Source organism: Noviherbaspirillum sp. ST9 (genome assembly GCF_048799745.1).
Lineage (GTDB): Bacteria > Pseudomonadota > Gammaproteobacteria > Burkholderiales > Burkholderiaceae_D > Noviherbaspirillum.
Genome location: NZ_JBLWFR010000007.1, coordinates 303,406 through 327,848, shown reverse-complemented (window position 1 = coordinate 327,848; position 24,443 = coordinate 303,406). Strand labels below are relative to the sequence as shown.

The following is a 24,443-nucleotide window of genomic DNA, read 5'->3' as shown; positions in this document are numbered from 1 at the left end:
AAGGCCTACCAGTAGTAATGCACGGCGGGGCACCGTAGTGACGGTGTTCCGCCATTTGACCGCGAGGCAGTCATGACCACCTCCCCTCCCGCCCAGCCCACGGCTGCTCAGGATCAATTCGATACCGGGCCGCTTTCCTGGGTGATCGGCGAAATACGCGAAGCGCTCAACCGCTCCAAATCCGCACTCCACGACGCTGCCTCTCAAGACGCCGACGCACAGCTCACGTCTCTGCGCCTGGCGAAGACCTACCTGCACCAGGCACATGGCGCGCTGCAGATTGTCGACGTCGACGGTATCGCGATCATCACCGAAACGGTTGAAGATTTGCTTGAGCGCGTCGACGGCGGTCAGATCGCGATGACGAAAGAATTGGCTGTCGCCATCGATGGCAGCTACCAGGCACTTGTCGAATACCTGGATGAACTGCTGTCCGGCGTGCCTCATCAGCCCGTCAGGTTGTTCCCCTACTACCGCTCATTGCTGGAAGCGCGCGGCGCCGAACGCATCCACCCCGCCGATCTGTTTTTCCCGAATCTCGCCATCCGCCCGCAGCTGCCCCCGATTGAGCAGGATAGGGCGGCGAGGCCGTCGAAGTTCATGGTCATGCGGCAGCATTTTGAAAAAGCGCTGCTGCCGTTCCTGCGCAGCTCCGATCGCGGCGCTGAACTTGCCAACGCAGCCGCCATGCGCGACATCATCGGCGAGATCGAACGCCTTCAGGGCAGCCAGCAGGCAAGAGCGTTCTGGTGGGTAATGCACGGTCTTGCTGATGAGGTCGCGGCAGGGCATATACCGAACGAAATCTACGTCAAGCAACTCTTTGCGCGCATCAATCTCCAGATTCGTCGACTGTCGCAAGGATCGCCAAGTATTGCCGAGCGCTTGTTGCGCGATGCGTTGTTCTTCATTGCGCGAACTGCCGATCCTTCGCCGCGCGCCAAGCAGATCAGACAGGTTTACCAGCTTGATGGCCTTGTTCCGAGTGACTACGATACAAGGCGCTACGGCCAGATCGACGTTGACGCCCTGGCAGTGGCAAAGGAGCGCCTGTCCCAGGCCAAGAGCATCTGGAATCGCATTGCCGGCGGAGATGCAAGCTTTGCCGACTCGTTCGAACATGAGATGCACATGCTTGCCGATGCCGGGTCCAAGCTCAATTCGGCATCCTTGTCGAAACTGCTGCGTGAACTGAAGGGCATTGCGCGACACGCTGCCCACGCCAAAGCCGGCGATACCCTCGGCCTTGAGGTGGCGACCGGCTTACTGTTTGTCGAAAATGCACTGGCCAGCATTGCACGTTTGCCAGAGAATTTCTCGGAACGCGCCGACGCTATGACGGCACGCCTGTTGGCAGTGGTGTCCGGCGAGACGCCGGAACACACTGCGCCGTGGCTGGACGACATGTCTCGCGAAGCGCAGCAGCGCCAGACCATGACGGCCCTGGCAGGCGAGATGCAGTCCAGCCTGCGCCAGGTCGAGAAGATGCTCGACGAATATTTCCGCGACCCTTCGCAGCGCGGCGCGCTTGGCCAGCTCGACGGCATCCTGCACCAGATCGAAGGCGCGATGGCGGTCCTCGACCAGGACGACGCGATGCGCACCATTCAGCATACGCGCGCGGCCGTCCAGCGTTTCGTCCTTGCCGAAGAGGAGGAGACCCCGGAGCACAGCGAATTCCAGAAGGTCGCGCAGAACGTGGGCGCCCTCAGCTTCTTCATCGAGTCCCTGCAGCTGCCCACAGGGGCAGCAACCAAGCGCTTCACGTTTGATGACGATACCGGCACCTTTCACGCTCACCTGATCGAAAATGGGGCACAGGAGGATGCCGCGCTCGACGTCCCGGTGGACGACGCGGGTGAGCCGGCGGAGAGCAGTCTGTTTGAGCAGACTGAGTCCGCCTCGACCGTGCCCACGGTCGAGGACGAGCTGGCATTCCACCAGCAGCAATCGGCAGAACTGGCGATGTCGCTCAGTGTGGAGCCGGACAATCAGGTTCTGCAAGAGCAGCTGAAGGAATCACTTGAAAAAATTCGCCTTGATGCGACGCTCATCGACAATCCGGAACTGAATGACCTGGCACGCGCCGGCATCGATATCCTGAAGCGCGCTGATTTTTCCGGATCAAGCGAGGCGCTTGCACAAATCATTACGGCAACCGTGCCAGCAGTCCAGGTTGCCGAACCCTTGCCGCCCGTTGTCGCGCCTGAGACCGATGAAGCCATCGACGCAGAACTTCTCGAGATTTTTCTGTCGGAAGCAGAAGAGGTGCTCGATGCGGTCAGGAAGACGCTCCCCGAGTCCCGCATGCAGCCGCATAACCAGGAGCATCTCACCACCTTGCGACGCTGTTTTCACACCCTGAAGGGCAGCAGCAGGATGGTCGGCCTCGTCGCATTCGGCGAAGCGGCCTGGAGCATTGAGCAGGTACTTAATCTGCGCCTGTCGGAATCGCGAAGCGGCGATGCGGAGCTCTACGCGCTCCTTGAAAAGGCCGCGGACGTGCTTGGCGCCTGGGTGCAGGACCTGAAGAACACTGGAACTTCCTCCCACACCCCAGACGCCCTTGTCCGTGCTGCCGAGCGGATCAAGGCCGGCGGACAGTTTTCTTACGAGGAATCCACGGCACCAGCTACGGATGCTTCTGCACTGGAGCCTGCGGCGACGATCGTGATTGAGTCGCCGTCGCCGCTGGAAGAGGATGGCAGCGAGACCGAGTTACCGGAAGCCTCCGGAGAAGTAATCGATGCGCATGCAACTCCGGCAGTCGCTGACGATGTTCCCCTGGTCGCAGCCGATGGCGAAGATGGCTTGGATGAACTGATCGCTAATTTGCCGCAGGTAGAGGAAGTCGGTCCGGGCGACGACGACTTTGCGATGTTTGAACAGGTGCGGGATGCACACCCTGCCGAGGTCATCTCTCTGGATGTCGAGCAGGAAGCGCCGGCCGTCGTGCAGCAGGAGGAAACCTCCGAGCCCGTCCTCAAGATCGCGGAAGTCATTGAATTCCCGACCATGCATCCGATGGAACCGCGACGCGATGACAATGTGAAACGCATCGGCGACATTGAGATAAGCGTTCCGCTTCACAACATCTATCTGGCGGAGACGGACGAGCTTGTCCGCGTGCTTGCCCAGGACTTTTCCGAGTGGCGCCACGAACCTGAACGGCAGGTCGACATCCACGCCGTCCATGCCGCACATTCGCTCGCCGGAAGTTCTGCCACGGTTGGCTTCAAGGGGCTCCAGGAAGTCGCGCATGCGCTCGAGTTGTTCCTGCAGTCGCTCAACCGCAAACCGGCGCGTCTGGAAGTGCATGAATTCGACGTACTGGAGCAAAGCGTCGAGCGCATCAAGCTGATGCTGCAAAAGTTTGCGCTTGGCGAGATGCCGGTATTCCAGCCAGAGTTTGTACGTATCCTCACCGCACTGCGGCAGGACGTCGAGCTTCGGGCGCAGGAGCTTGCGCAACCGCAGTCCGAGGCGCCTGGCGTACACGAATTCGACACGGTGCAGCAGGACTTGGGGCTCGATTCGTCCTTTGCCGAGGAAACCATTGCAGCCGTGCCTGCGGTAGCGATGCCGGATGAGTCGCCTTTCGAACTGGCACTCGAACCGGTGCTCGCCCCGCTTCCCGAAGAACCGGGGGCTTTGGGCGCCGTCGAGGAATGCGCGATAACGGACCCGGTATCCGTACCGGATTTCACCGCAACTGAAAGCACAAACGCCGTTCCTTATCCTGACCAGGCAAATGCGGGTCATGCCGAGCCGGCCATTGATCCAGCACTGGTGCTCAAGGACGACCTCGATCCCGACCTGATGCCGGTCTTCCTCGAGGAAGGCAGGGACATCCTTCCGCAAATGGCCGGCGTGCTGCGCGGCTGGCAGGAGGCTCCGGCAGATACGGTTGCGCCGCAATCCCTGCTGCGCTCGCTGCACACGCTTAAAGGAAGTGCGCGCATGGCCGGCGCAATGAACCTTGGCCAGCACCTGCACGACATGGAAACGCGTGTCGAGAACATCACGCACCTCGGCGCTTCTTCACCGCTGGCGATCGAAGACCTATTGATTCGCTACGACCAGGCGTTGCAGATGTTCGAGCAACTGCAGAATCCCCAGGCGGAACAGCCGGCTCAATCCGCACCTGCGGCCGCTTCCGCAGCCGATGCGGCAGCGCAGGCGGCCCAGCCAGTCGAACTGTCGCCCCTGGTGCCGCTGCCTGAGCAGACCGCATTGGCGCCGCAGCCGGCTCACGGACGCAGCCTCGCGTCCCCGGCCGGACCGGCTCCGATGGTCCGGGTACGCGCCGACATCCTCGACCGCCTGGTCAACCAGGCCGGCGAGGTTTCCATCTCGCGTTCCAAGCTCGAGACGGAAGTCGGTACGCTCAAGCAATCGCTGACCGAACTCACCGAAAACGTCACGCGCCTGCGCGATCAGTTGCGTGAAATCGAGATGCAGGCGGAGACGCAAATTGCATCGCGCATGAGCCACGCCGGGGAACGGGAATTCGATCCGCTTGAGTTCGACCGTTTTACCCGATTGCAGGAACTCACCCGGATGATGGCCGAAAGCGTCAATGACGTCGGTTCCGTCCATCAGAACCTGAGCCGGACGCTGGAAAGCGCCGTGACCGACCTGTCGCAGCAAGCCCGCTTGACGCGCGAACTGCAGCAAGACCTGATGCGCGTACGCATGGTGCAATTCGCGAGTATTGCGGAACGCCTTTTTCGCGTGACGCGGCAGGCTGCGAAGGAAGTCGACAAGCGTGTCAACCTGGACATCCGCGGCAGCGCCGTGGAAATCGACCGCGGCGTGCTGGAGCGCATGACCGGGCCATTCGAGCATTTGCTCCGCAATGCCATCGTCCACGGCATTGAATCCCGTGAGGCAAGGCGTGCGGCGGGAAAGAGCGACATCGGCGAGCTCTTGGTCGAGATACGACAGGAAGGCAATGAGGTCGTGATCCAGTTTTCGGATGACGGCCAGGGTCTGAACATCGGCCGCATTCGAGACAAGGCCAAGCGTATCGGCTTGTTGACGAACGATGGCGAGATGTCGGATGAAGAAGTGACGGACATGATTTTCCACCCGGGCTTCTCCACGGCGGATGAAATCACCGAACTCGCTGGCCGCGGCGTCGGGATGGACGTGGTCCGGTCGGAGGCTGCGGCCCTCGGTGGCCGGGTGTCCACGAGCAGCGAGACCGGCAAGGGAACGCATTTCACGATCCATCTGCCATTGACGCTGGCCGTCACGCAGGTTGTCCTGTTGTCTACTGGTGGCCGCACCTATGCGGTTCCCTCGGTCCTCGTCGAGCAGGTGCAGCAGCTCAAGACGAATGCACTTGCTTCCGCCTACAACGATGGCGCAGTGGTCTGGCAGGGGCAGCGCGTGCCCATGCATTACCTGTCTGCGCTGCTTGGCGACATGTCGGCATCGCCGGTGTCGCAACAATATTCCCCGCTGCTTATCCTCAAAAGCGGCAGCGAGCGCGTGGCGGTGCACGTGGATGAAGTGATCGGCAACCGCGAAGTGGTGGTGAAGAACATCGGACCGCAATTGGCCCGTCTCATCGGTGTCGCCGGTGCAACCGTGCTCGGCTCCGGTGATATCGTCCTGATCCTGAATCCTGTCCCACTGGCGCAGCGTGCTGCGCAGGAAAACATTCGTGCGCCTCGCATCACGGCGTCCGATGTCCCGGCCTCGATGGGGGCAGTGGCAGAAATGACGCCGCGAGATCCAGAAGCGCCGACGTCGCCGCCAGTCCAGGGATTGCGCATGCAGGATATCGTCATGGTGGTCGACGACTCGTTGACCGTGCGTCGCGTCACCCAGCGCCTTCTCGCGCGCGAGGGCTATCAGGTTGTGCTGGCAAAGGATGGCGTGGATGCGCTCGAACAGCTGCAATCGGTGACGCCGTCGGTGATGCTGGTGGACATTGAAATGCCGCGCATGGATGGCTTCGACCTGACCCGCAACGTACGTGATGACGAACGGACGCGGCATATTCCCATCATCATGATCACTTCGCGAACGGCCGCAAAGCACCGCAACTATGCGATGGAAATCGGCGTCAACGAGTATCTCGGCAAACCCTATCAGGAAGATCTTTTGCTGAAGCTGATCGCGGGATTTGTCGGGAGGGAAGTGCGTTCGAACTGACCTCGGTTCAAGCGTCGAAAAAGGCCTGCACAATCAGTGCAGGCCTTTTTGTTTGTCGCCGGCTATCCGTCCTCGTCCGCGGCAACGGCCTTCGATCTCTTCGCCACGGCAAAGCGTTCCAGTGTCTGCTTGCGGGCCTCGTCATGCTGAATGATCGGTGGCGGATAGTCTTTCCCGAGCGTGATTCCCGCAAGGCGCAGCGCTTCCGGCGAGGATAGCCAGGGGGCATGCACGTTCTTTGCCGGCAGCTGGGCAAGTGCGGGCAGATAGCGCTTGATGAACTTGCCCTCCGGGTCGAACTTTTCCGACTGCGTGACCGGGTTGAATATCCTGAAATAGGGCTGCGCGTCGCACCCGGTCGACGCGGCCCACTGCCACCCGCCATTGTTCGCCGCGAGGTCGTAGTCCGTGAGTTTTTCAGCGAAATACCGTTCCCCACGCCGCCAGTCGATGCCCAGGTCTTTGACCAGGAAACTTGCCGTGACCATGCGGAGCCGGTTATGCATGTAGCCCGTCTGATTGAGTTGAAGCATGCCGGCGTCAACCAGCGGGTAACCGGTTCGACCTTCGCACCAGGCCTCGAACAGGGCGTCGGCATGGCGGCCGGATTCCCATGCGACCGCATCGTATTCCGGTTTGAATGCCTGGCTGACAACATGCGGGTGGTGGTGCAGGATCATGAAGTAGAAGTCGCGCCAGATGAGTTCGCTTAGCCAGGTGGCGGCACCGCTCTCCCCGTTACGCGTTGCCGCCAGTGCATGCCTTACCAGTCCGCGAATCGAAACGGTACCGAAGCGCAGGTGCGCTGAGAGATAGGACGGGCCCTTGACAGCGGGGAAGTCCCGCGTACGGTCGTACTGGGCCAGCCGCGCCGTGAATTCGTCGAACAACGCCTGCCCGCCAGACATGCCGGCCGGCACTGGCAAAGGCACCTCCTTAAAGCCGAGGTCGGTCAGTGTCGGTAGGTGGTCGTTGTCCATCGGCGGGACAAGCTGGGATTGTGCTGGGGCCACAGCATGCGGCGCCAGGCTCGATTCTTCCGTCGCATGCAGTGTTTTCAGCCAGGCGTTCTTGTAGGGCGTGAAGACTGAAAACGGCTTTTCGGACTGAGAAAGCACTTCTTCCCTTTCAAAGATCACCTGATCCTTGAAACTCAGCCATGCGCGTCCATCCGCAATCAATTGTCCGGCAACTGCCGCGTCCCTGGCCACCGCCGCGGGCTCGTAGTCATGATTGGCAAAGACAGCATCCACCCCAAGTTCTGCGGCCAACCGCGGAATTTCGCTCGCCGCGCTGGCATGGCGTACGATAAGGCCGCCGCCTGCCGCACGAAGCGCCGCATCCAGTTCGGCAACCGCCGCCCAGATAAACGCCACGCGCCTGTCCTGCCGCGGGAGGGGATCGAGGATTTCCTTGTCAAAAACGAAAGTACAGTAGACCGCCGCACTCCTCGCAAGTGCAGCGTGCAGCGCGGCATGGTCGAAATCGCGCAAATCACGGCGAAACCAGACGAGGGACTTGTCGAAACGGTGCATGCGAGGCCTTTGATTCGTGAGGGGAATTCCGTATTTGATGCGCTTTCCGGGGTGGGAATCCTGTCAAAACTGCTAAAATGCTCATTATGGTGAAACCCAGCAAGACCCGCACGTTTTCCGCACACCCTGGCGCGACCCAGGATACTCCCGATATTTCCGAATCTCCTGCCAAGTCGGCATTGCCCCAGTTGAATCTGGTCGATCACTTCCTGATTGCCATGCCTTCCATGCTCGATCCGGTGTTCGGCGGCACGGTGGTGTACATGTGCGAGCACAACGACGAAGGTGCCCTCGGCGTGATCATCAACAAAGCAACCGACATGACGATGGATGTGCTGTTCGAGCGCATCGACCTGTCGCTGGAAATCGAAGCCGGCCGGATTCCCGGCGACAAGAGCCCGGTCATGTTCGGCGGTCCCGTTCAGGTCGAGCGCGGCTTCGTCCTCCATGCGCCGCACGGTGCCTATACATCCATGATGAAAGTCACCGACGACATCGCGCTGACCACCTCCAAGGATGTTCTTGAGGCTGTCGCGGTCGGAAACGGGCCGCGCCGCCTTCTCGTCAGTCTCGGCTGCTCCGGTTGGAGTGCCGGGCAACTGGAGGATGAGATCGCACGCAATGGCTGGCTGACGGTGCGTGCCGATCCGGCGATTATTTTCGACCTGCCTATCGAGGAACGTTTTGCGGCCGCCATGAAGCTGCTCGGCATCGATCCCATGATGCTGGCAGGCGAAGCGGGGCATGCATAAGACGTGGAAACGGTCCTTTGTTTCGACTTCGGTCTGAAACGCATTGGCGTGGCGATCGGCAATACCCTGATCCGGCATGCCCAACCGCTCTCCGTCATCTCGGCGGCGACCAACGACGCGAAGTTCGCTGAAATCGGAGACTTGATCAAGGAGTGGCAGCCTCGGCTGTGCGTGGTGGGATTGCCGCTCCATCCCGATGGCGCGGAGCACGAAATGACCGTGCGCTGCCGCCGGTTTGCCAACCAGCTGAACGGCAGGTTCGGCGTGGCGACGGCACTGGTGGACGAGCGCTATTCCTCAGCAGTGATTGCGCAGAAGCGCGGCGAAGCGGTCGATGCGCAATCCGCGGCAATAATTTTGCAACAATACTTCAATGACTATGCCGAATCCTAACTTCGACGCCGAGGCGCTATACCGTGCGCTCGCGGACCGTGTCAAGGCTGGCCTCGCGAACGCTGAACAGGTTGCCATCGTCGGCATCTATTCCGGCGGCGCCTGGCTGGCAGAGCGCCTGGCTGCCGAGATGCAGCTCACCGATCGCCTGGGCTATATCGATGTTTCCTTCTATCGCGACGACTACGCCGAGCGCGGCCTGCATGCCGAGGTCAAACCCACGCAGATTCCGTTCGAAGTCGAAGGCGCGACCATCCTCCTGGTAGACGACGTGCTGTACACCGGACGCACCACCCGCGCCGCGATCAACGAACTGTTCGACTACGGCCGCCCGGCGAAGATCATGCTGGCGGCCCTCGTCGACCGTGGCGGACGCGAGCTGCCGATTGCCGCCGATTTCGTCGCCGACACGGCGACCCTGTCCGATGACCAGCAGCTTGTGCTGCAACGCGCCGACGACGGCAAATTCTCCCTCACGGTGGACCATGCATAACCCGCAACTGAACAAGAACGGCGAGCTGCAGCACTTGCTCACCATCGAAGGCCTGCCGAAAGCGGTCATCAACCATATCCTCGATACCGCATCCTCCTTCGTCAGCGTGAGCGACCGCGAAGTGAAGAAAGTGCCGCTGATGCGCGGCAAGAGCGTGTTCAACCTGTTCTTCGAGAATTCCACGCGCACCCGCACGACGTTCGAGATCGCGTCCAAGCGACTGTCGGCGGACGTGATCAACCTGAATATCTCGGCCTCGAGCACCTCGAAGGGCGAGTCGCTGCTCGACACCATCGACAACCTGGCGGCCATGCATGCCGACATGTTCGTCGTGCGCCATGCACAGTCCGGTGCGCCCTACCTGATCGCCAAGCACCTGATCGACACCAACCAGCCGCACGTCCACGTCGTGAATGCAGGCGACGGACGCCATGCGCACCCGACGCAGGGGCTGCTGGACATGTACACCATCCGCCACTACAAGAAGGATTTCACCAACCTGACGGTGGCGATTGTCGGCGACATCCTGCACAGCCGCGTAGCTCGCTCCGACATCCATGCGATGACCACGCTCGGCGTGCCGGAAGTGCGCGCCATCGGTCCGCGCACCCTGTTGCCCGGCGGACTGGAACAGATGGGCGTGCGTGTCTTCCACGACATGAATGAAGGTCTCAAGGGCGTCGACGTGATCATCATGCTGCGCCTGCAGAACGAGCGCATGTCCGGCGCGTTGCTGCCGTCCGCACAGGAATTCTTCAAGAGCTACGGCCTGACGCCGGAACGCCTGGCACTGGCCAAGCCCGATGCCATCGTGATGCACCCCGGTCCCATGAACCGCGGCGTGGAAATCGATTCGGCGGTGGCGGACGGCGCACAGGCAGTGATCCTGCCGCAGGTGACCTTCGGCATTGCGGTACGCATGGCGGTGATGAGCATTTTGGCGGGAAACTAATCAATGAAACTCCATATCAAGAATGGCCGGCTCATCAATCCGGTCAGCGGGATCGACGCGCAACAGGATTTGTTCATCGCGGCAGGGAAGGTCGTCGCAGTGGGCGCCGCGCCCGACGGTTTCAATGCCAGCAAGACCGTCGATGCAAGCGGCATGGTGGTAATCCCCGGGCTGGTCGACCTGAGCGCACGCCTGCGGGAACCGGGCTACGAATACAAGGCCACGCTGGAGTCGGAAATGCAGGCCGCGATGCAGGGCGGCGTCACCAGCCTGGTCTGCCCGCCGGATACGGATCCGGTGCTGGATGAACCCGGGCTGGTCGAAATGCTCAAGCATCGCGCGAAGGGACTCAACCAGGCGCACGTGTATCCCCTCGGCGCATTGACTATGGGATTGAAGGGCGAGGCGCTGACCGAAATGGCGGAATTGACCGAGGCGGGATGCATCGGCTTTTCGCAGGCGGAAGAGGCGGTCGTCGACACCAACGTCCTGATGCGCGCACTGCAATACGCAAACACCTTCGGCTACACCGTCTGGCTGCGTCCGCAGGATCCGCATCTTGGCCGAGGCGGGATTGCGCACAGCGGACCGATTGCGTCGCGACTTGGCCTGTCCGGCGTGCCGGTGGCGGCGGAAACGATCGCGCTGCACACGATCTTCGAACTCGTGCGCAATACAGGCGCCCGCGTGCACCTGTGCCGCATCTCGTCGGCAGCCGGACTCGATCTGATTCGGGCCGCGAAGAAAGAAGGCTTGCCGGTTACCTGCGACGTCGGCGCACACCACGTGCACCTGACCGATGTCGATATCGGCTTCTTCGACCCCAACGCACGAATGACGCCGCCGTTGCGCGCGCAGCGCGACCGCGATGCCATTCGGCAGGCCCTGCTGGACGGCACCATCGATGTCATCTGCTCGGACCACACGCCGGTCGACGATGACGAAAAGCTGCTGCCCTTCGGGGAAGCTTCACCGGGTGCAACCGGCCTGGAACTGCTCCTGCCCCTCGTCTTGCGCTGGGCGGACGATACGAAAGACAAGGAACTGCTTGGCAAGGCGATTGCAAAGGTGACCTCGGACGCCGCGCGCGTTGCAGGCCTGGCGACGGGAAGGCTCTCTCCCGGCAGCGTCGCCGACGTCTGCATCTTTGATCCAACGGCACGCTGGAAGGTGGAGGCGAAGGCGCTAGCCAGCCAGGGCAAGCACACGCCCTTCCTCGGTTATGAGGTAACAGGCCAGGTCAAGATGACGATCGTCTCGGGACACATCGCATTCGAGCGTTGAGCATCGTGGTCGCGGTCCGGCTGCTGCGCGTCCTGATCCATCTCTTTCGAGGGCTCACAACCTGCGCCCTGGTGTTCCCGCTGGTTGACGACGCGGGGCGCCGGGCGCGTATCAAGGCATGGTCCATCCGCCTCGTCGAGCTCTGTGGAGTCAGCGTGCGGATCGCGCATCACAGGGAGGCGCAATCGGCGCCGCGTGCACTGATGGTGTCCAACCACGTGTCCTGGCTCGATATCTTTGTCATCAATTCGCTGTATCCCACGCGTTTCGTGGCCAAGTCCGATATCAGGAACTGGCCGCTGATCGGGTGGCTGTGCGAGAAGACGGGGACGATTTTCATCGCGCGCGGCAAGCTGCGCGATGTGCGGCGGATCTATCAGGGGCTGGTGGCCAGCCTGCATGCAGGGGAGCACGTTGCGTTCTTTCCCGAGGGGACGACGGCCCCGCAGGGGACGCTGCTGCCTTTCCATGCCAACCTTTTCGAGGCGGCCATCGAGGCCGGCGTGCCGGTCCAGCCGTACGCCGTGCGTTACCTCGACTGCAACGGCCGCCTGCACCCGGCGGCCGACTTCGTCGGCGACATGACCTTCGTGCAAAGCATGATTGCCGTCCTCAAGGCTGGCGGCATGACGGCCGAACTGACCGTTTTGCCCGTGATCGATACGAGCGAGGCATCCCATCGGCGGGAGCTGGCGGATGCCGCGCGCGCGGTGATTGGTACAGTCCTTGGCGATGCGCTGGTCAACGATCAGATTGAACCGGGCCGCTGATACTGCGGACAATCGACCTGGATGACGGAGCGGTCTTCCAGGCAGACCGCCGTGAGTTTGCCGCCCCACAGGCAGCCGGTGTCGAGGCTGATCAGGTTGGGGCGTAACGTCAATCCGAGCGTCGACCAGTGGCCAAAAACGACAGTGACATCTTCCGTCTTGCGGCTAGGAACGTCGAACCAGGGCATGTAGCCGGGCAGGGCGGTTTCAACGCCTTTCGAAGCGGCCAGATCCATGGTCCCGTCGGGAGTACAGAAGCGGATCCGGGTCAGCGCATTCACGACGCAGCGCAGCCGGTCCATGCCTTCCAGCCCGTTGTCCCAGCGTCCCGGTTCATTCCCGTACATCTGGCGTAGGAAGCCGACCCAGTCAGGGCCGCGCAGGACGCTCTCGACTTCACGGGCAAGCGACATCGTCTGCTCAGCTGTCCACTGCGGCACCACGCCGGCATGCACAAGAAGATGCCCGTTTTCGAACAGTGCCATCGGCTGGCGGCGGAGCCAGTCGAGCAGGTCATCGCGATCGTGCGCTTCGAGAACGTCGCCGAGGGTGTCCGAGGGGTGGGGCTTGCGGATGCCGTGCGCGACGGCCAGCAAATGCAGGTCGTGGTTGCCCAATACCATATTTGCGGTATCGCCGAGCGCGCGCACTTCCCTTAAAGTGGCGAGCGATCGTGGGCCGCGGTTGACCAGGTCGCCCACAAAAATGAAACGGGGGCGGGGGCAGGCTGCACGGATGCGGTCAAGGAGTTCCGAGAGTTTTGGCTGGCAACCCTGCAAGTCGCCGATGACATAAGTAGACATGCTGAAACGATAACTGTTTTCTCCGAAGCAAGATACTTCGGCCGACCCGGCATTATAGGTAACTTCGCCGTCGCACTGCTGCAGGTAACAAATCCTTACGGCACCGGACAGCGAGACCTGATTAAATACACATCCGCTGAAGACGCGTACAAATCCATCAACTTTTTCGATGTAAAATCATGGGTTTAGCAAGATTATGACGTCGGGCAGGGTATCTGGATGATTTTAGTGACGGGAGGAGCCGGATTTATCGGTTCTAACTTCGTGCTCGGCTGGCTGGCAGGAATTGACGAACCCGTCATCAACCTGGACAAGCTGACCTATGCGGGCAACCTGAAGAACCTGGAAGCGGTTCAGCAGGATGCACGCCACTTGTTCGTGCATGGCGACATTTGCGATGCCGCATTGGTTGGCAGCCTGCTGGAAAAGCACAAGCCTCGCGCCATCGTCCATTTCGCTGCGGAGAGCCACGTCGACCGGTCCATCCATGGCCCCGGTGAATTCGTGACCACCAACGTTACCGGTACCTTCGTTTTGCTTGAGGCCGCCCGTGCCTATTATGCCGGCCTGCGGGAGGACGAAAGGAAGTCATTCCGGTTCCTGCATGTATCGACGGATGAGGTGTACGGATCGTTGGGCCCCGACGATGCGCCGTTTGCCGAAACGACCGCTTATGCCCCGAACAGCCCATATTCCGCATCGAAGGCAGCTTCGGATCATCTGGTGCGCGCGTACCGCCACACCTACGGACTGCCGACGCTGACGACCAACTGTTCCAACAATTACGGCCCATACCAGTTTCCCGAAAAGCTCATTCCACTGATGATCGCCAATGCCCTCGCCGCCAAACCGCTGCCTGTCTATGGAGACGGCCAGAACGTGCGCGACTGGCTGTATGTCGGCGACCATTGCACGGCGGTACGAAGGGTGCTGCAGGATGGCCGGCCGGGCGAGACGTACAACATCGGCGGCTGGAATGAAATGACCAACGTTGATGTCGTTCACACGCTGTGCGACATCCTCGACGAACTTGTGCCGAAGCGTGGCAGCTATCGCGACCAGATAACGTTCGTCGCGGACCGCCCCGGTCACGACCGCCGATACGCGATCGACGCGCGGAAAATTGAGCGCGAGCTCGGCTGGAAGCCGGCGGAGACGTTTGCGACCGGCATCCGGCAGACCGTGCAGTGGTATCTCAACCATCAGGGCTGGGTAAGCGACGTGCAGTCCGGGGAATATCTCAAGTGGGTAGAGAAGAATTACGCTGCCCGCAACACGACGCAGGAGCGGACAGCATGACGGCGCAACGCAAGGGCATCATCCTCGCCGGCGGATCGGGAACGCGGCTGTACCCGGTCACCATGGCCGTCTCCAAGCAATTGCTGCCGGTGTACGACAAGCCGATGATCTACTACCCGTTGACCACGCTGATGCTGGCCGGGATCCGCGACATCCTCCTGATTTCGACGCCGCAGGACACGCCCCGGTTCGCCGAGCTGCTCGGTGACGGAAGCCAGTGGGGCATCAGTATCCGTTACGCCGTGCAACAATCTCCAGACGGGCTGGCGCAGGCGTTCATCATCGGGCGCGAATTCATCGCCGGCGGACCGTCGGCACTCATTCTCGGCGACAACATCTATTACGGTCACGACTTTGATGCTCAATTGCGCAAGGCGCAGTCGTGCGACGAGGGGGCAACCGTGTTTGCCTACCACGTCAACGATCCCGAACGATACGGCGTCGTCGAATTCGACAAGGACAGGCGCGCTGTCAGCATCATCGAAAAGCCGGCGGTGCCGAAATCCAGCTACGCGGTCACGGGACTGTATTTCTATGACCGGCAGGTGTGCGATATTGCCGCTGCAATCAAGCCTTCGGCACGCGGCGAGCTGGAAATCACCGACGTCAACCAGGCTTACCTGGAGTGCGGGACCCTGAATGTCGAGGTGATGGGCCGGGGCATGGCGTGGCTCGATACCGGCACGCACGAATCCCTCGTCGATGCATCGCAGTTCATCGCCACCATTGAACGGCGACAGGGCCTGAAGGTCGCCTGCCCGGAAGAGATTGCCTTTCGGAAGAAGTACATTTGCTCCGAGCAACTAGAGAAGCTCGCACAGCCGCTCAAGAAGAGCGGCTACGGCCAGTACCTGCTGCGCATTCTCACCGACAGCGTGTTCTGACCATGCATATCGTCCGTACTTCCATTGCCAACCTCCTCATTGTCGAACCTCGCGTATTCGGCGACGAGCGCGGTTTCTTTTACGAGAGTTTTAACGAGCGCCGCTTCCAGGAAGCGATCGGTGCGGCAGAGCCGATTCACTTCGTCCAGGACAACCATTCCCGCTCGGCGAAGAATGTGCTGCGCGGCCTGCACTACCAGGTCCGGCAACCGCAAGGAAAACTGGTGCGTGTCATCGCGGGCGAGGTGTACGATGTTGCCGTGGACCTTCGGCGCAGTTCGCCGACCTTCGGGAAATGGTTCGGCATCGTCCTGTCGGCCGAGAACAAGCGCCAGCTATGGGTGCCGGCCGGGTTCGCGCACGGTTTCGTCGTCACCAGTGACGTCGCCGAATTCCTGTACAAGACCACGGATTACTACGCGCCCGAGTACGAGCGCAGCATCGCCTGGAACGATCCTGCCATCGGGATCGAGTGGCCGTTGACCGGAGCACCCGTTCTTTCAGCGAAAGACAGCGCGGCAGGCTTGCTCGCGGATGCGGAGGTGTACGCATGAGAATCCTGGTAACGGGGCGTAACGGCCAGGTCGGATACGAACTGGAGCGCAGCCTGCAAGGCCTGGGAGAAGTGATTGCGATCGATTCGGAAGAAATGGATCTCGCCGACTTCGACGCCATCCGCGCCTTCATGCGAGAAGTGAAGCCGACGCTGGTCGTCAATCCGGCTGCTTATACAGCCGTCGACCTGGCTGAAAGAGAACCGGAACTGGCCATGCGCATTAACGGCGAAGCTCCCGGCGTCATTGCCGAGGAAGCCCGGAAGCTGGGCGCCGCGGTGATCCATTATTCAACCGATTATGTGTTCGACGGCAACAAGGCGGGCGCTTACAGCGAAGATGACGTCGCGATGCCGCTGAACGTCTACGGCAGGACGAAACTGGCCGGGGAGCAGGCAGTGCAGGCGAGCGGAGCGCCGCACATGATCCTGCGCACGAGCTGGGTCTACGGCTCGCGCGGCCGTAATTTCCTGCGCACAGTAAAGCGTCTGGCCGAAGACCGTGACGAGCTTCGTATTGTCAATGATCAATACGGCGCCCCTACCTGGTGCCGTACCATTGCCGATACGACCGCCCATATTGTCGCCATGCTGGGGGCGGGGCAGCACGGTGCGGGGATTGATCACGACCTGTGGCAATCGAAATCAGGCCTTTATCACCTGACTGCCCAGGGACAGACGAGCTGGCACGGCTTTGCCCAGACCATCGTGGCGCACTGGTCCACCGAGCGAAAACCGGCAGTCATCCCGATCGCAACGAAGGACTATCCGACGCCGGCGCGAAGACCGGCGAATTCGGTCCTGTCCTGCCAGAAGCTGATGGAAACCTTCTGTCAGCTCCCGCGGTGGGACAGTGCCTTGGGCCTGTGTCTCGAGTAAGGGACGAGAAGGCAAGGCTGATCAGAAAACAAGTATTCCAAAGATCCAATACATCCAGAAAAGCGAGAAAACATCATGTTGATCCCTATTATTCTTTCCGGTGGCGCGGGTACACGTTTGTGGCCGGTGTCGCGTGAGGCGTACCCGAAGCCGTTCATGCGCATCGGCGACGGCAAGAGCCTGCTGACGCAGACGCATGAGCGCGCACTTGCCGTATCGGGGAATACGGCGCCGCTGATTGTCACCAACCGGGACTATTACTTCCTCTCGCGCGATGAACTGGCGGATCAGGACATCAAGCCCACCTACCTGCTCGAGCCGAGCGGCCGCAATACGGCGCCGGCGATCGCACTGGCCGCCATGTGGGCGTTGGAACAGGGAAACGACGCCTGCATGCTGGTGCTGCCCGCGGATCATCTGATCAAGGACACTCCCTCCTTCTATACCGCCGTGCGCCACGCGGAAAACCTTGCCAACGACGGCTTCCTGGTCCTCTTTGGCATCAAGCCGACCGGTCCGGAAACCGGTTTCGGTTATATCGAAATGGGTGACAAGGTGAGTGCCGAGGCACAGTTCGTGAAGCGCTTCGTGGAAAAGCCGGACGCCGTCACCGCGGGCAAGTACATCGAGCAGGGCAACTACGTGTGGAACAGCGGCATGTTCTGCTTCAAGGCCAGCGCCATTCTCGCGGCGTTCGAGGCCTACAACCCGAAGCTGCTGGAAGCCGCACGCCAGACCTGGAACAGCACGAAGCCCGACGGCGACAAGATGGAATTGCCGGCCTCGTTCACTGCGCTGGAAAATATCTCGATCGACTATGCGGTGATGGAAAAGGCGCAGAACATCGCCGTCATCCCCGGCGATTTCGACTGGAGCGATATCGGTGCCTGGAAGGCGGTTGCCGAAGCCATTCCCGCCGACGAGCACGGCAACACCAACAACAATTGCCAGTCGATCGTCATCGACAGCCGGAATACCCATATCGAAACGAAAGACCGCCTGGTCGCGGTCATCGGCCTGGACAACATCCTCGTCGTCGATACGCCGGACGCCCTGCTGGTGGCCGACAAGTCCAAGAGCCAGGAAGTGCGCGAAGTCGTGGCACGCCTGAAGGCTTCCGGCCATGAAGCGCACAAGACACATCGCACGGTGGCGCGTCCGTGGGGAACGTACACGGTGCTGCAGGATTGCCCGGGCTACAAAATCAAGCGCATTTCCGTCAAGCCGGGCGCATCCCTGTCCCTGCAGATGCATCACCATCGCAGCGAACACTGGGTTGTCGTGTCGGGCAAGGCCGAGGTCGTCAATGGCGAGCAGACCATCCAGCTGGAAGCCAATCAGTCCACCTACATCCCCGCCGGCAACAAGCACCGCCTCACCAATGTGGGCGAGGCGGAGCTGGCATTGATAGAGGTACAATGCGGCTCCTATCTGGGCGAGGATGACATCGTCCGCTTCGAAGATATCTACGGCAGGGTCAAATAATGGCAGTTGGCATGTTGCGCTCGATGTGGAGCTATCGCGGCTTCATATCAGGCAGCGTCAAGCGCGAATTCCAGTCGCGCTACCGGAATTCGCTGTTGGGCGCAGCATGGACGGTCCTTAATCCGCTGGCGATGATCGTGGTCTACACGGTCATCTTCTCGCAGGTGATGCGGGCACGCCTGCCGGGCGTGGACAGCGGCTTCGCGTACAGCATCTACCTGTGCGCGGGGGTGCTGACGTGGGGACTGTTCGCCGAGATCGTCGGCCGGGCGCAAAACGTCTTCCTGGAGAATGCCAACCTGATCAAGAAGATCAGTTTCCCGCGCATCTGCCTGCCGGTGATTGTCGTGTTCAACGCCGGGATCAATTTCGCGATCATCTTCGGGCTGTTCGTCCTGTTCCTGCTGGTCAGTGGCAACTTCCCCGGCGTAAGCTTCCTGGCCGTTTTTCCTGTGTTGCTTATACAGGTCGCGTTCGCAATTGGCCTTGGTATCATTGTGGGTGTACTGAATGTTTTCTTTCGTGATGTAGGTCAGTTCTTCGCGGTGTTGCTGCAATTCTGGTTCTGGCTGACACCGGTGGTGTACCCGGCCTCGATCCTGCCGGCACCCATTCTTCCCTATTTCAACCTCAACCCGATGGTGCCCGTGGTCACGGCGTATCAGGACATTTTCGTGCACGCCAAATTGCCGGACTGGGGCAGCATGGCAAGTCCCGCACTACTGGCGGTGCTGTTCTGTGCGGTCGGCATGCGCATGTTCCGCAAGCGCGTCGGGGAAATCGTGGACGAGCTTTAAACGGCAGTTTCAGCGCGGCGTTGCTTCCCGTGCTGTTTCTTGAACTAATTTGATTTCAATTATCACCAGAAGATGTATTTCCATTAACTTGACCGAATGCCGCACGCCGCGTTCTTTCCGGAAAGTATCGTGCTTCAGAGCGCCAGATTTCATCACAGATTCAACCTTAACCATTCCTCAAAATGACTACATCCAAAACAGCGATCATCACTGGAATCACAGGGCAGGACGGTGCTTATCTTGCCGAGCTCCTGCTGAAGAAGGGCTACAAGGTCTACGGTACCTATCGCCGCACCAGTTCGGTCAATTTCTGGCGCATTGAAGAACTCGGCATCGACAAGGATCCGAACCTGCACCTGGTCGAGTACGACCTCACCGACCTGAGTGCAAGCATCCGCCTGCTGCAAACGACCGGCGCTTCCGAGGTGTATAACCTGGCGGCGCAAAGCTTCGTCGGCGTGTCCTTCGACCAGCCTGTCACGACCGCTGAAATCACCGGCATCGGTCCGCTGAACCTGCTGGAAGCAATCCGCATCGTCGATCCGAAGGTCCGCTTCTACCAGGCATCGACCTCCGAAATGTTCGGCAAGGTGCAGGCTATTCCCCAGATCGAATCCACGCCGTTCTACCCGCGCAGCCCGTATGGCGTCGCGAAGCTCTACGCCCACTGGATCACCGTCAACTACCGCGAGTCCTACGACATCTTCGGTTGCAGCGGCATCCTGTTCAACCACGAGTCCCCGCTGCGAGGCCGCGAATTCGTGACCCGCAAGATCACCGACACCGTTGCCAAGATCCGCCTCGGCAAGATGGATGTGCTGGAACTGGGCAACATGGATGCCAAGCGCGACTGGGGTTACGCGAAGGAATACGTGGAAGGCATGTGGCGTATGCTCCAGGCGGATGAGCCGGACACCTTCGTCCTGGCGACTAACCGTACCGAAACCGTACGCGATTTCGTGAGCATGGCGTTCAAGGCAGCGGACTTCCGTCTCGAATGGCGCGGCCGTGGCGAAGACGAAGTGGCCGTCGACGCAGCGACCGGCAAGACTCTGGTGCGCGTGAATCCCAAGTACTATCGCCCGGCAGAAGTCGATCTCCTGATTGGCAACCCGGCCAAGGCCAAGGAAAAGCTCGGATGGGCGCCTGAAACGACGCTGGAGCAGTTGTGCCAGATGATGGTGCAAGCTGACCTGCGGAGAAACGAGCGTGGCTTCTCCTTCTGATCAAGCGAATGCCGCATCGCGCGGCTGTGTCCTGTTGACCGGAGCCAATGGCTTTACGGGCAAGTACGTGCGTGCGGAGCTCGAGGCCGCAGGATATACCGTGGTCGGCGCGCTGATGGGCGCGTCGCGCGGTCCGCATGAGGTAACGCTGGACATTACGTCGCCCGACAGCTGCCGTCGGGTGATGGAGCGGGTTCGTCCCGACTACCTGATCCACCTTGCGGCAATCAGTTTCGTGCAGCATGCCGATGCGGACGCGTTCTACCGGGTGAACGTGATCGGCACCATCAACCTGCTGCAGGCAATGGCGGACGCCCGCCTTGCGCCGCGGCGCGTGGTGATCGCCAGCAGCGCCAACGTCTACGGCAACGCGACAGCCGGCGTGATCACCGAATCCCAGCCGCCGCAACCCGTCAACCACTACGCGGTCAGCAAGCTGGCAATGGAATTCATGGTGAGAACCTGGAGCGATCGCCTTCCGATTGCCATCACCCGTCCGTTCAATTACACCGGGGTCGGCCAGGAGCCGCATTTCCTGGTGCCAAAAATCGTGTCCCATTTCGTGAAAAGTGCACCGGTCATCGAGCTGGGCAACCTCGATGTGGAGCGCGATTTCTCCGATGTCCGCATGGTGGCGCAAGCCTATCGCGGCTTGCTGGAGCAGGACTGCGCCGGCCAGACGGTGAATATCTGCAGCGGCCGGCCGTTTTCCCTGCGTGCTATCCTCGATACGATGCAGACGATCGCCGGCTACGACATCGACGTGCGCGTCAACCCCGCCTTCGTGCGGCAATCTGAGGTCAAGACGCTGGTCGGTTCTCCGGACAAGCTCCGCTCGCTGGTTGCAAACCTGCAGGTCACTCCTCTGGAAGAGACACTGCGCTGGATGTATTCGGCCGGAACCGCCACCTGAACACCGCCGTCGCCATCGGCGGCAAGTACCGACAAGAACGATAAATGGACGTTTTCAACCGTGTAAGGGTGGGCATCAATGCCGTGCCGATCCTGTCCCCCCTGACCGGGGTCGGGCAGTACACCTATCGGTTGATCACGGAGTTGCAGCAGATACTTCCGAACAAGCCCTGGCTGTTCTACGGCACGTCCTGGGATCGTGCCATACGTACAGCCGCGCCGGCGGGCGCGCGGGAGCTGAACAAGGCGATCAAGCGCCTCATGCCGCATCCCCACGTGATCACGCGCTTGCTCAAGCAGGCACGCTTTTCCACCGGCGTTCGCCGGCACAAGATCAACCTGTACCACGAACCGGCCTACCTTGCGTACCCGTTCAAGGGGCCTTCGATTGTCACGGTCCACGACCTCTCCTGGATCCGTCATCCGGAGACACACCCGCTGGAACGCTTGCGCGAGATGAATCGCTTCATGCCCAAAGCCGTTGAGAATGCGACGCATATTGTCGTGGACTCCGACTTTGTCCGGCGTGAAGTCATGACGCACTATGGCGTCCATGGCGACCGGGTGACGACGGTGCTGCTGGGCGTGGCGCCGGAATTCCAGCCTCAACCTGCCGAAGTGTGCAAGCCGGTGCTGGAAAAATTCGAACTCACACATGGCCAGTACCTGCTCGCCGTCGGGACGCTGGAGCCACGCAAGAACCTGTCGACCGTGATCGCCGCATTCGAGCAGTTGCCTGAGCCGCTGCGCCGGCGCTTTCCACTGGTCATCGTCGGCATGCGCGGCTGGGGAATGGAACGCTTTTCCGAAGGGCTGCGGCACATGATCAGCCGCGGGGAAGTGCGGTTACCCGGGTACGTCGACCAGGCCGAGTTGCCTGCCCTGTATGCGGGGGCGAGGCTGTTCGTCTATCCTTCCCTGTATGAAGGCTTCGGTCTTCCTCCATTGGAAGCGATGGCCTGCGGTGTGCCGGTCATCGCATCGCGACGGGCTTCGCTGCCGGAAGTCGTCGGTCATGCCGGCATTCTCGTCGAGCCGCTCGATGATTCGGCGATCGCCGGCCATATGCGTGCCTTGATCGAGGATGATGCGATGCACGCCAGCCTGGGGCAGGCAGGCCTGAATCGCGCCAGGAACTTTACCTGGCGGAAGTTTGCTCTCGAGACAGTTGCTGTTTACAAGAAGGTGCTCGCCCATGTCGATTAGCTGCGCAGTGGTGAGCTATCACAATCCGCCCGAACAGATCGCGGATGTCCTGGGCAGTGCCGCAGCCCTGCCCGGCGTGGTGCTGACGTTGATCGACAATTCGCGGGACGACAGGCTGTTGTCCGTCGCGCGTCAGTTTGGCGCACGCTATATTCACCGTCCTGACAATCCGGGATTCGGCGCCGCGCATAATCTCGCGATTGCGCATGCGCAGGAGATCGGCACCGAATACCACGCCGTGATCAACCCTGATGTGCGCTTCGGTCCGGACGTGCTTCCGGCACTGCGCACCTACATGGAGGCGCATCCGGACATCGGCATGCTCATGCCCGGCATCTGCTATCCCGACGGCAGCAGGCAGCATCTCTGCAAGTTGCTGCCGCATCCGGGCGATCTGTTCCTGCGCCGGTTCTTGCCCACGGTCTATCGCCTCAGCGGCCGCCTGAATGCGTATGAAATGCACGACGGCGGCTATGACCGCATCATGGATGTGCCGGCGCTGTCGGGGTGCTTCATGTTCCTGCGCACGTCAGTGCTGAAGCAGATCGGCGGTTTCGACGAGCGCTACTTCATGTACCTCGAGGATGTGGACCTGTCCCGCCGCGTGGGGCGCGTTGCAAGAACGGTGTATTTCCCTGCCGTGACCATCACGCATGACTATCACAAGGGGTCTTACAAGAGCAGCGTATTGCTGTCGCGGCATATCCGCTCGGCGATCCATTACTTCAACAAGTGGGGGTGGTTGTTCGACGAGGAACGCGCGCTGGTTAATTCCAAGGCCTTGCAAGCGCTCGCGCGGCCGCCACAGCCCGCAGCCGACGCGCCCTCGCTGACAAATCGGAAATAGAAACGCGCGGCCGTCCATGAAAAGTATTCTGATCGATTTGACCCAGCTTCCGCTTGAGCGGACCGGCGTCGGCATTTATGCGGTGAACTACGTCCGTCGCCTGCAGGCGCAGGCCGGACAGATGCGCCTGCATTTCCTTGTGCTGGACGATGACGTCGAGCTTCTGCGCGACGTCCGGGCAATCCCGAACGCAAGCGCGATCGTGCTGAAAGCATCGCTGTTCCGCCGCTTCCTGTTCCGGGTCTTGCTCGAACAAGTGATCATTCCCGCGCTGGCGCTGGCAAAGGGGATCGATGCCACGCACTCGCTGCACTACAGTTTCCCGCTTTTGTCCTTCGGACGTTTCAAGCGCATCGTGACCGTGTGCGACATGTCATTCTTCCTGTTTCCCGAACTGCATGTCCCGGCCAAGCGTGTGTTTTTCCAGTTCTTCATCCGCCGCCTTCCCAAGGTGGAAGGGCTGCTGTTCATCTCGGAATCGACGATGAACGATTTCATGCGGTTCTTCCCCGGCTGCGAGGCGGAGCGCTGCGTGATTCCGCTCGGGACAGATCTGGCGAGGCTGCAGGCACCGGCCGATGAAAACATCGTCGGCGAACTGCGCCGTCGCTTCGGCATCGACCGCTTCATCCTGTATGTCGGGACGATCGAACCGCGCAAGAACATCCTGGGCCTGGTAAAGGCCTTCGAACGCTGCGCCCCCGCCCATCCCGATCTCAAGCTTGTGATTGCGGGCAAGCTCGGCTGGGACTATGACTCCTTGCTGCAGTACATCAATGCATCGGAAGTACGCGACCGCATCGTCCTCGCCGGCTACGTGAACGAGGTCGAGAAACATGCCTTGCTCAAGTCGGCGCTGCTGTTCGCCTACGTGTCGTTCTACGAAGGCTTCGGGCTGCCGGTTCTAGAGGGAATGGCGGCGGGCGTGCCGACCATCACGAGCAACATCTCCTCCATGCCCGAGGTCGCAGGCAGCGGCGCGGTGCAGGTGGATCCCAACAATTCGGAGCAGATCGTCGAGGCCATGCGCATGCTGCTCGATGACCCGGAGGCGCGCTGCCGTCTAGTGGCGGCGGGCCATGCGCAAAGCCGCGCGTTCACATGGGAAAACATGACGGCAATCTCCGTGGATTTCTACCGGAAGGTGCTCGGAGGGCGCGATGTGGCAGCGCGGCTCGGGCATCTGAACGAGTAGGATCGGACGCGCC

20 protein-coding genes are annotated in these 24,443 nt (G+C 60.9%); 18 read left to right on the top strand and 2 right to left on the bottom strand.

Features of this window, described 5'->3' with window-relative positions; all coding sequences use genetic code 11:
• Nucleotides 1-72 precede the first annotated feature (72 nt).
• Nucleotides 73-6,165 carry an Hpt domain-containing protein gene (locus tag ACNOHI_RS18155; protein ID WP_420476085.1) on the top strand — a complete coding sequence of 2,031 codons (6,093 nt, stop codon included), beginning with the start codon at nt 73-75 and terminating at the stop codon, nt 6,163-6,165.
• A gap of 62 nt (nt 6,166-6,227) precedes the next feature.
• Here ACNOHI_RS18155 and ACNOHI_RS18150 read toward each other — a convergent pair whose 3' ends face one another.
• Complete coding sequence (locus ACNOHI_RS18150) at nt 6,228-7,700, bottom strand: cryptochrome/photolyase family protein (protein ID WP_420476084.1); 1,473 nt, start codon at nt 7,698-7,700, stop codon at nt 6,228-6,230.
• 86 nt (nt 7,701-7,786) lie between these two features.
• Here ACNOHI_RS18150 and ACNOHI_RS18145 point away from each other — a divergent pair, with 86 nt between their 5' ends.
• The 6 genes from ACNOHI_RS18145 to ACNOHI_RS18120 are packed head-to-tail and all read left to right on the top strand — an operon-like array spanning nt 7,787 to nt 12,344.
• Entirely contained in the window at nt 7,787-8,452 is a 666-nt protein-coding gene (locus ACNOHI_RS18145) for a YqgE/AlgH family protein (RefSeq protein ID WP_420476083.1), read from the top strand.
• Between the two features lie 3 nt (nt 8,453-8,455).
• Nucleotides 8,456-8,845: a Holliday junction resolvase RuvX gene (ruvX, locus tag ACNOHI_RS18140; protein WP_420476082.1), complete on the top strand. Its 390-nt coding sequence runs from the start codon at nt 8,456-8,458 to the stop codon at nt 8,843-8,845.
• Nucleotides 8,832-9,338 (top strand): bifunctional pyr operon transcriptional regulator/uracil phosphoribosyltransferase PyrR, encoded by a 507-nt coding sequence (gene pyrR / locus ACNOHI_RS18135; RefSeq protein WP_420476183.1) that lies wholly within the window; start codon nt 8,832-8,834, stop codon nt 9,336-9,338. Before ruvX ends, pyrR begins: the two co-directional genes overlap by 14 nt.
• The gene (locus ACNOHI_RS18130) at nt 9,331-10,290 is read left to right on the top strand and encodes an aspartate carbamoyltransferase catalytic subunit (RefSeq protein WP_420476081.1); all 960 of its coding nucleotides are present in this window, start codon (nt 9,331-9,333) and stop codon (nt 10,288-10,290) included. Before pyrR ends, ACNOHI_RS18130 begins: the two co-directional genes overlap by 8 nt.
• Before the next feature lie 3 nt (nt 10,291-10,293).
• Nucleotides 10,294-11,574 carry a dihydroorotase gene (locus ACNOHI_RS18125; RefSeq protein WP_420476080.1) on the top strand — a complete coding sequence of 427 codons (1,281 nt, stop codon included), beginning with the start codon at nt 10,294-10,296 and terminating at the stop codon, nt 11,572-11,574.
• Nucleotides 11,575-11,579: 5 nt separating this feature from the next.
• Entirely contained in the window at nt 11,580-12,344 is a 765-nt protein-coding gene (locus ACNOHI_RS18120; protein WP_420476182.1) for a lysophospholipid acyltransferase family protein, read from the top strand.
• Here ACNOHI_RS18120 and ACNOHI_RS18115 read toward each other — a convergent pair.
• Nucleotides 12,323-13,147: a symmetrical bis(5'-nucleosyl)-tetraphosphatase gene (locus tag ACNOHI_RS18115; protein ID WP_420476079.1), complete on the bottom strand. Its 825-nt coding sequence runs from the start codon at nt 13,145-13,147 to the stop codon at nt 12,323-12,325. The two genes, ACNOHI_RS18120 and ACNOHI_RS18115, sit on opposite strands and share 22 nt — an antisense overlap.
• 219 nt (nt 13,148-13,366) lie before the next feature.
• On the opposite strand from ACNOHI_RS18115, the gene rfbB reads away from it, so the two are divergent.
• From rfbB to ACNOHI_RS18060, 11 genes are all read left to right on the top strand, one after another.
• A complete protein-coding gene (gene rfbB / locus ACNOHI_RS18110) occupies nt 13,367-14,446 on the top strand; it encodes a dTDP-glucose 4,6-dehydratase (RefSeq protein ID WP_420476078.1) in 1,080 nt (359 codons plus the stop codon).
• Nucleotides 14,443-15,330 carry a glucose-1-phosphate thymidylyltransferase RfbA gene (gene rfbA, locus ACNOHI_RS18105; protein WP_420476077.1) on the top strand — a complete coding sequence of 296 codons (888 nt, stop codon included), beginning with the start codon at nt 14,443-14,445 and terminating at the stop codon, nt 15,328-15,330. Before rfbB ends, rfbA begins: the two co-directional genes overlap by 4 nt.
• A gap of 2 nt (nt 15,331-15,332) precedes the next feature.
• On the top strand, nt 15,333-15,884 hold the full coding sequence (gene rfbC / locus ACNOHI_RS18100) for a dTDP-4-dehydrorhamnose 3,5-epimerase (RefSeq protein ID WP_420476076.1): 552 nt from the start codon (nt 15,333-15,335) through the stop codon (nt 15,882-15,884).
• A complete protein-coding gene (gene rfbD, locus ACNOHI_RS18095) occupies nt 15,881-16,762 on the top strand; it encodes a dTDP-4-dehydrorhamnose reductase (RefSeq protein ID WP_420476075.1) in 882 nt (293 codons plus the stop codon). The genes rfbC and rfbD overlap by 4 nt, the downstream gene beginning before the upstream one ends.
• A gap of 75 nt (nt 16,763-16,837) precedes the next feature.
• Nucleotides 16,838-18,247: a mannose-1-phosphate guanylyltransferase/mannose-6-phosphate isomerase gene (locus ACNOHI_RS18090; protein ID WP_420476074.1), complete on the top strand. Its 1,410-nt coding sequence runs from the start codon at nt 16,838-16,840 to the stop codon at nt 18,245-18,247.
• On the top strand, nt 18,247-19,044 hold the full coding sequence (locus ACNOHI_RS18085) for an ABC transporter permease (protein ID WP_420476073.1): 798 nt from the start codon (nt 18,247-18,249) through the stop codon (nt 19,042-19,044). Before ACNOHI_RS18090 ends, ACNOHI_RS18085 begins: the two co-directional genes overlap by 1 nt.
• A gap of 182 nt (nt 19,045-19,226) precedes the next feature.
• The gene (gene gmd, locus ACNOHI_RS18080; RefSeq protein ID WP_420476072.1) at nt 19,227-20,270 is read left to right on the top strand and encodes a GDP-mannose 4,6-dehydratase; all 1,044 of its coding nucleotides are present in this window, start codon (nt 19,227-19,229) and stop codon (nt 20,268-20,270) included.
• Nucleotides 20,254-21,183, top strand: a complete 930-nt coding sequence (locus ACNOHI_RS18075) for an NAD-dependent epimerase/dehydratase family protein (protein WP_420476071.1) — start codon at nt 20,254-20,256, stop codon at nt 21,181-21,183. Before gmd ends, ACNOHI_RS18075 begins: the two co-directional genes overlap by 17 nt.
• Nucleotides 21,184-21,227: 44 nt before the next feature.
• Entirely contained in the window at nt 21,228-22,388 is a 1,161-nt protein-coding gene (locus ACNOHI_RS18070) for a glycosyltransferase family 4 protein (RefSeq protein ID WP_420476070.1), read from the top strand.
• A complete protein-coding gene (locus ACNOHI_RS18065) occupies nt 22,378-23,235 on the top strand; it encodes a glycosyltransferase family 2 protein (protein ID WP_420476069.1) in 858 nt (285 codons plus the stop codon). Before ACNOHI_RS18070 ends, ACNOHI_RS18065 begins: the two co-directional genes overlap by 11 nt.
• A 16-nt stretch (nt 23,236-23,251) precedes the next feature.
• A complete protein-coding gene (locus ACNOHI_RS18060) occupies nt 23,252-24,430 on the top strand; it encodes a glycosyltransferase family 4 protein (protein WP_420476068.1) in 1,179 nt (392 codons plus the stop codon).
• The last annotated feature ends 13 nt before the right edge of the window (nt 24,431-24,443 follow it).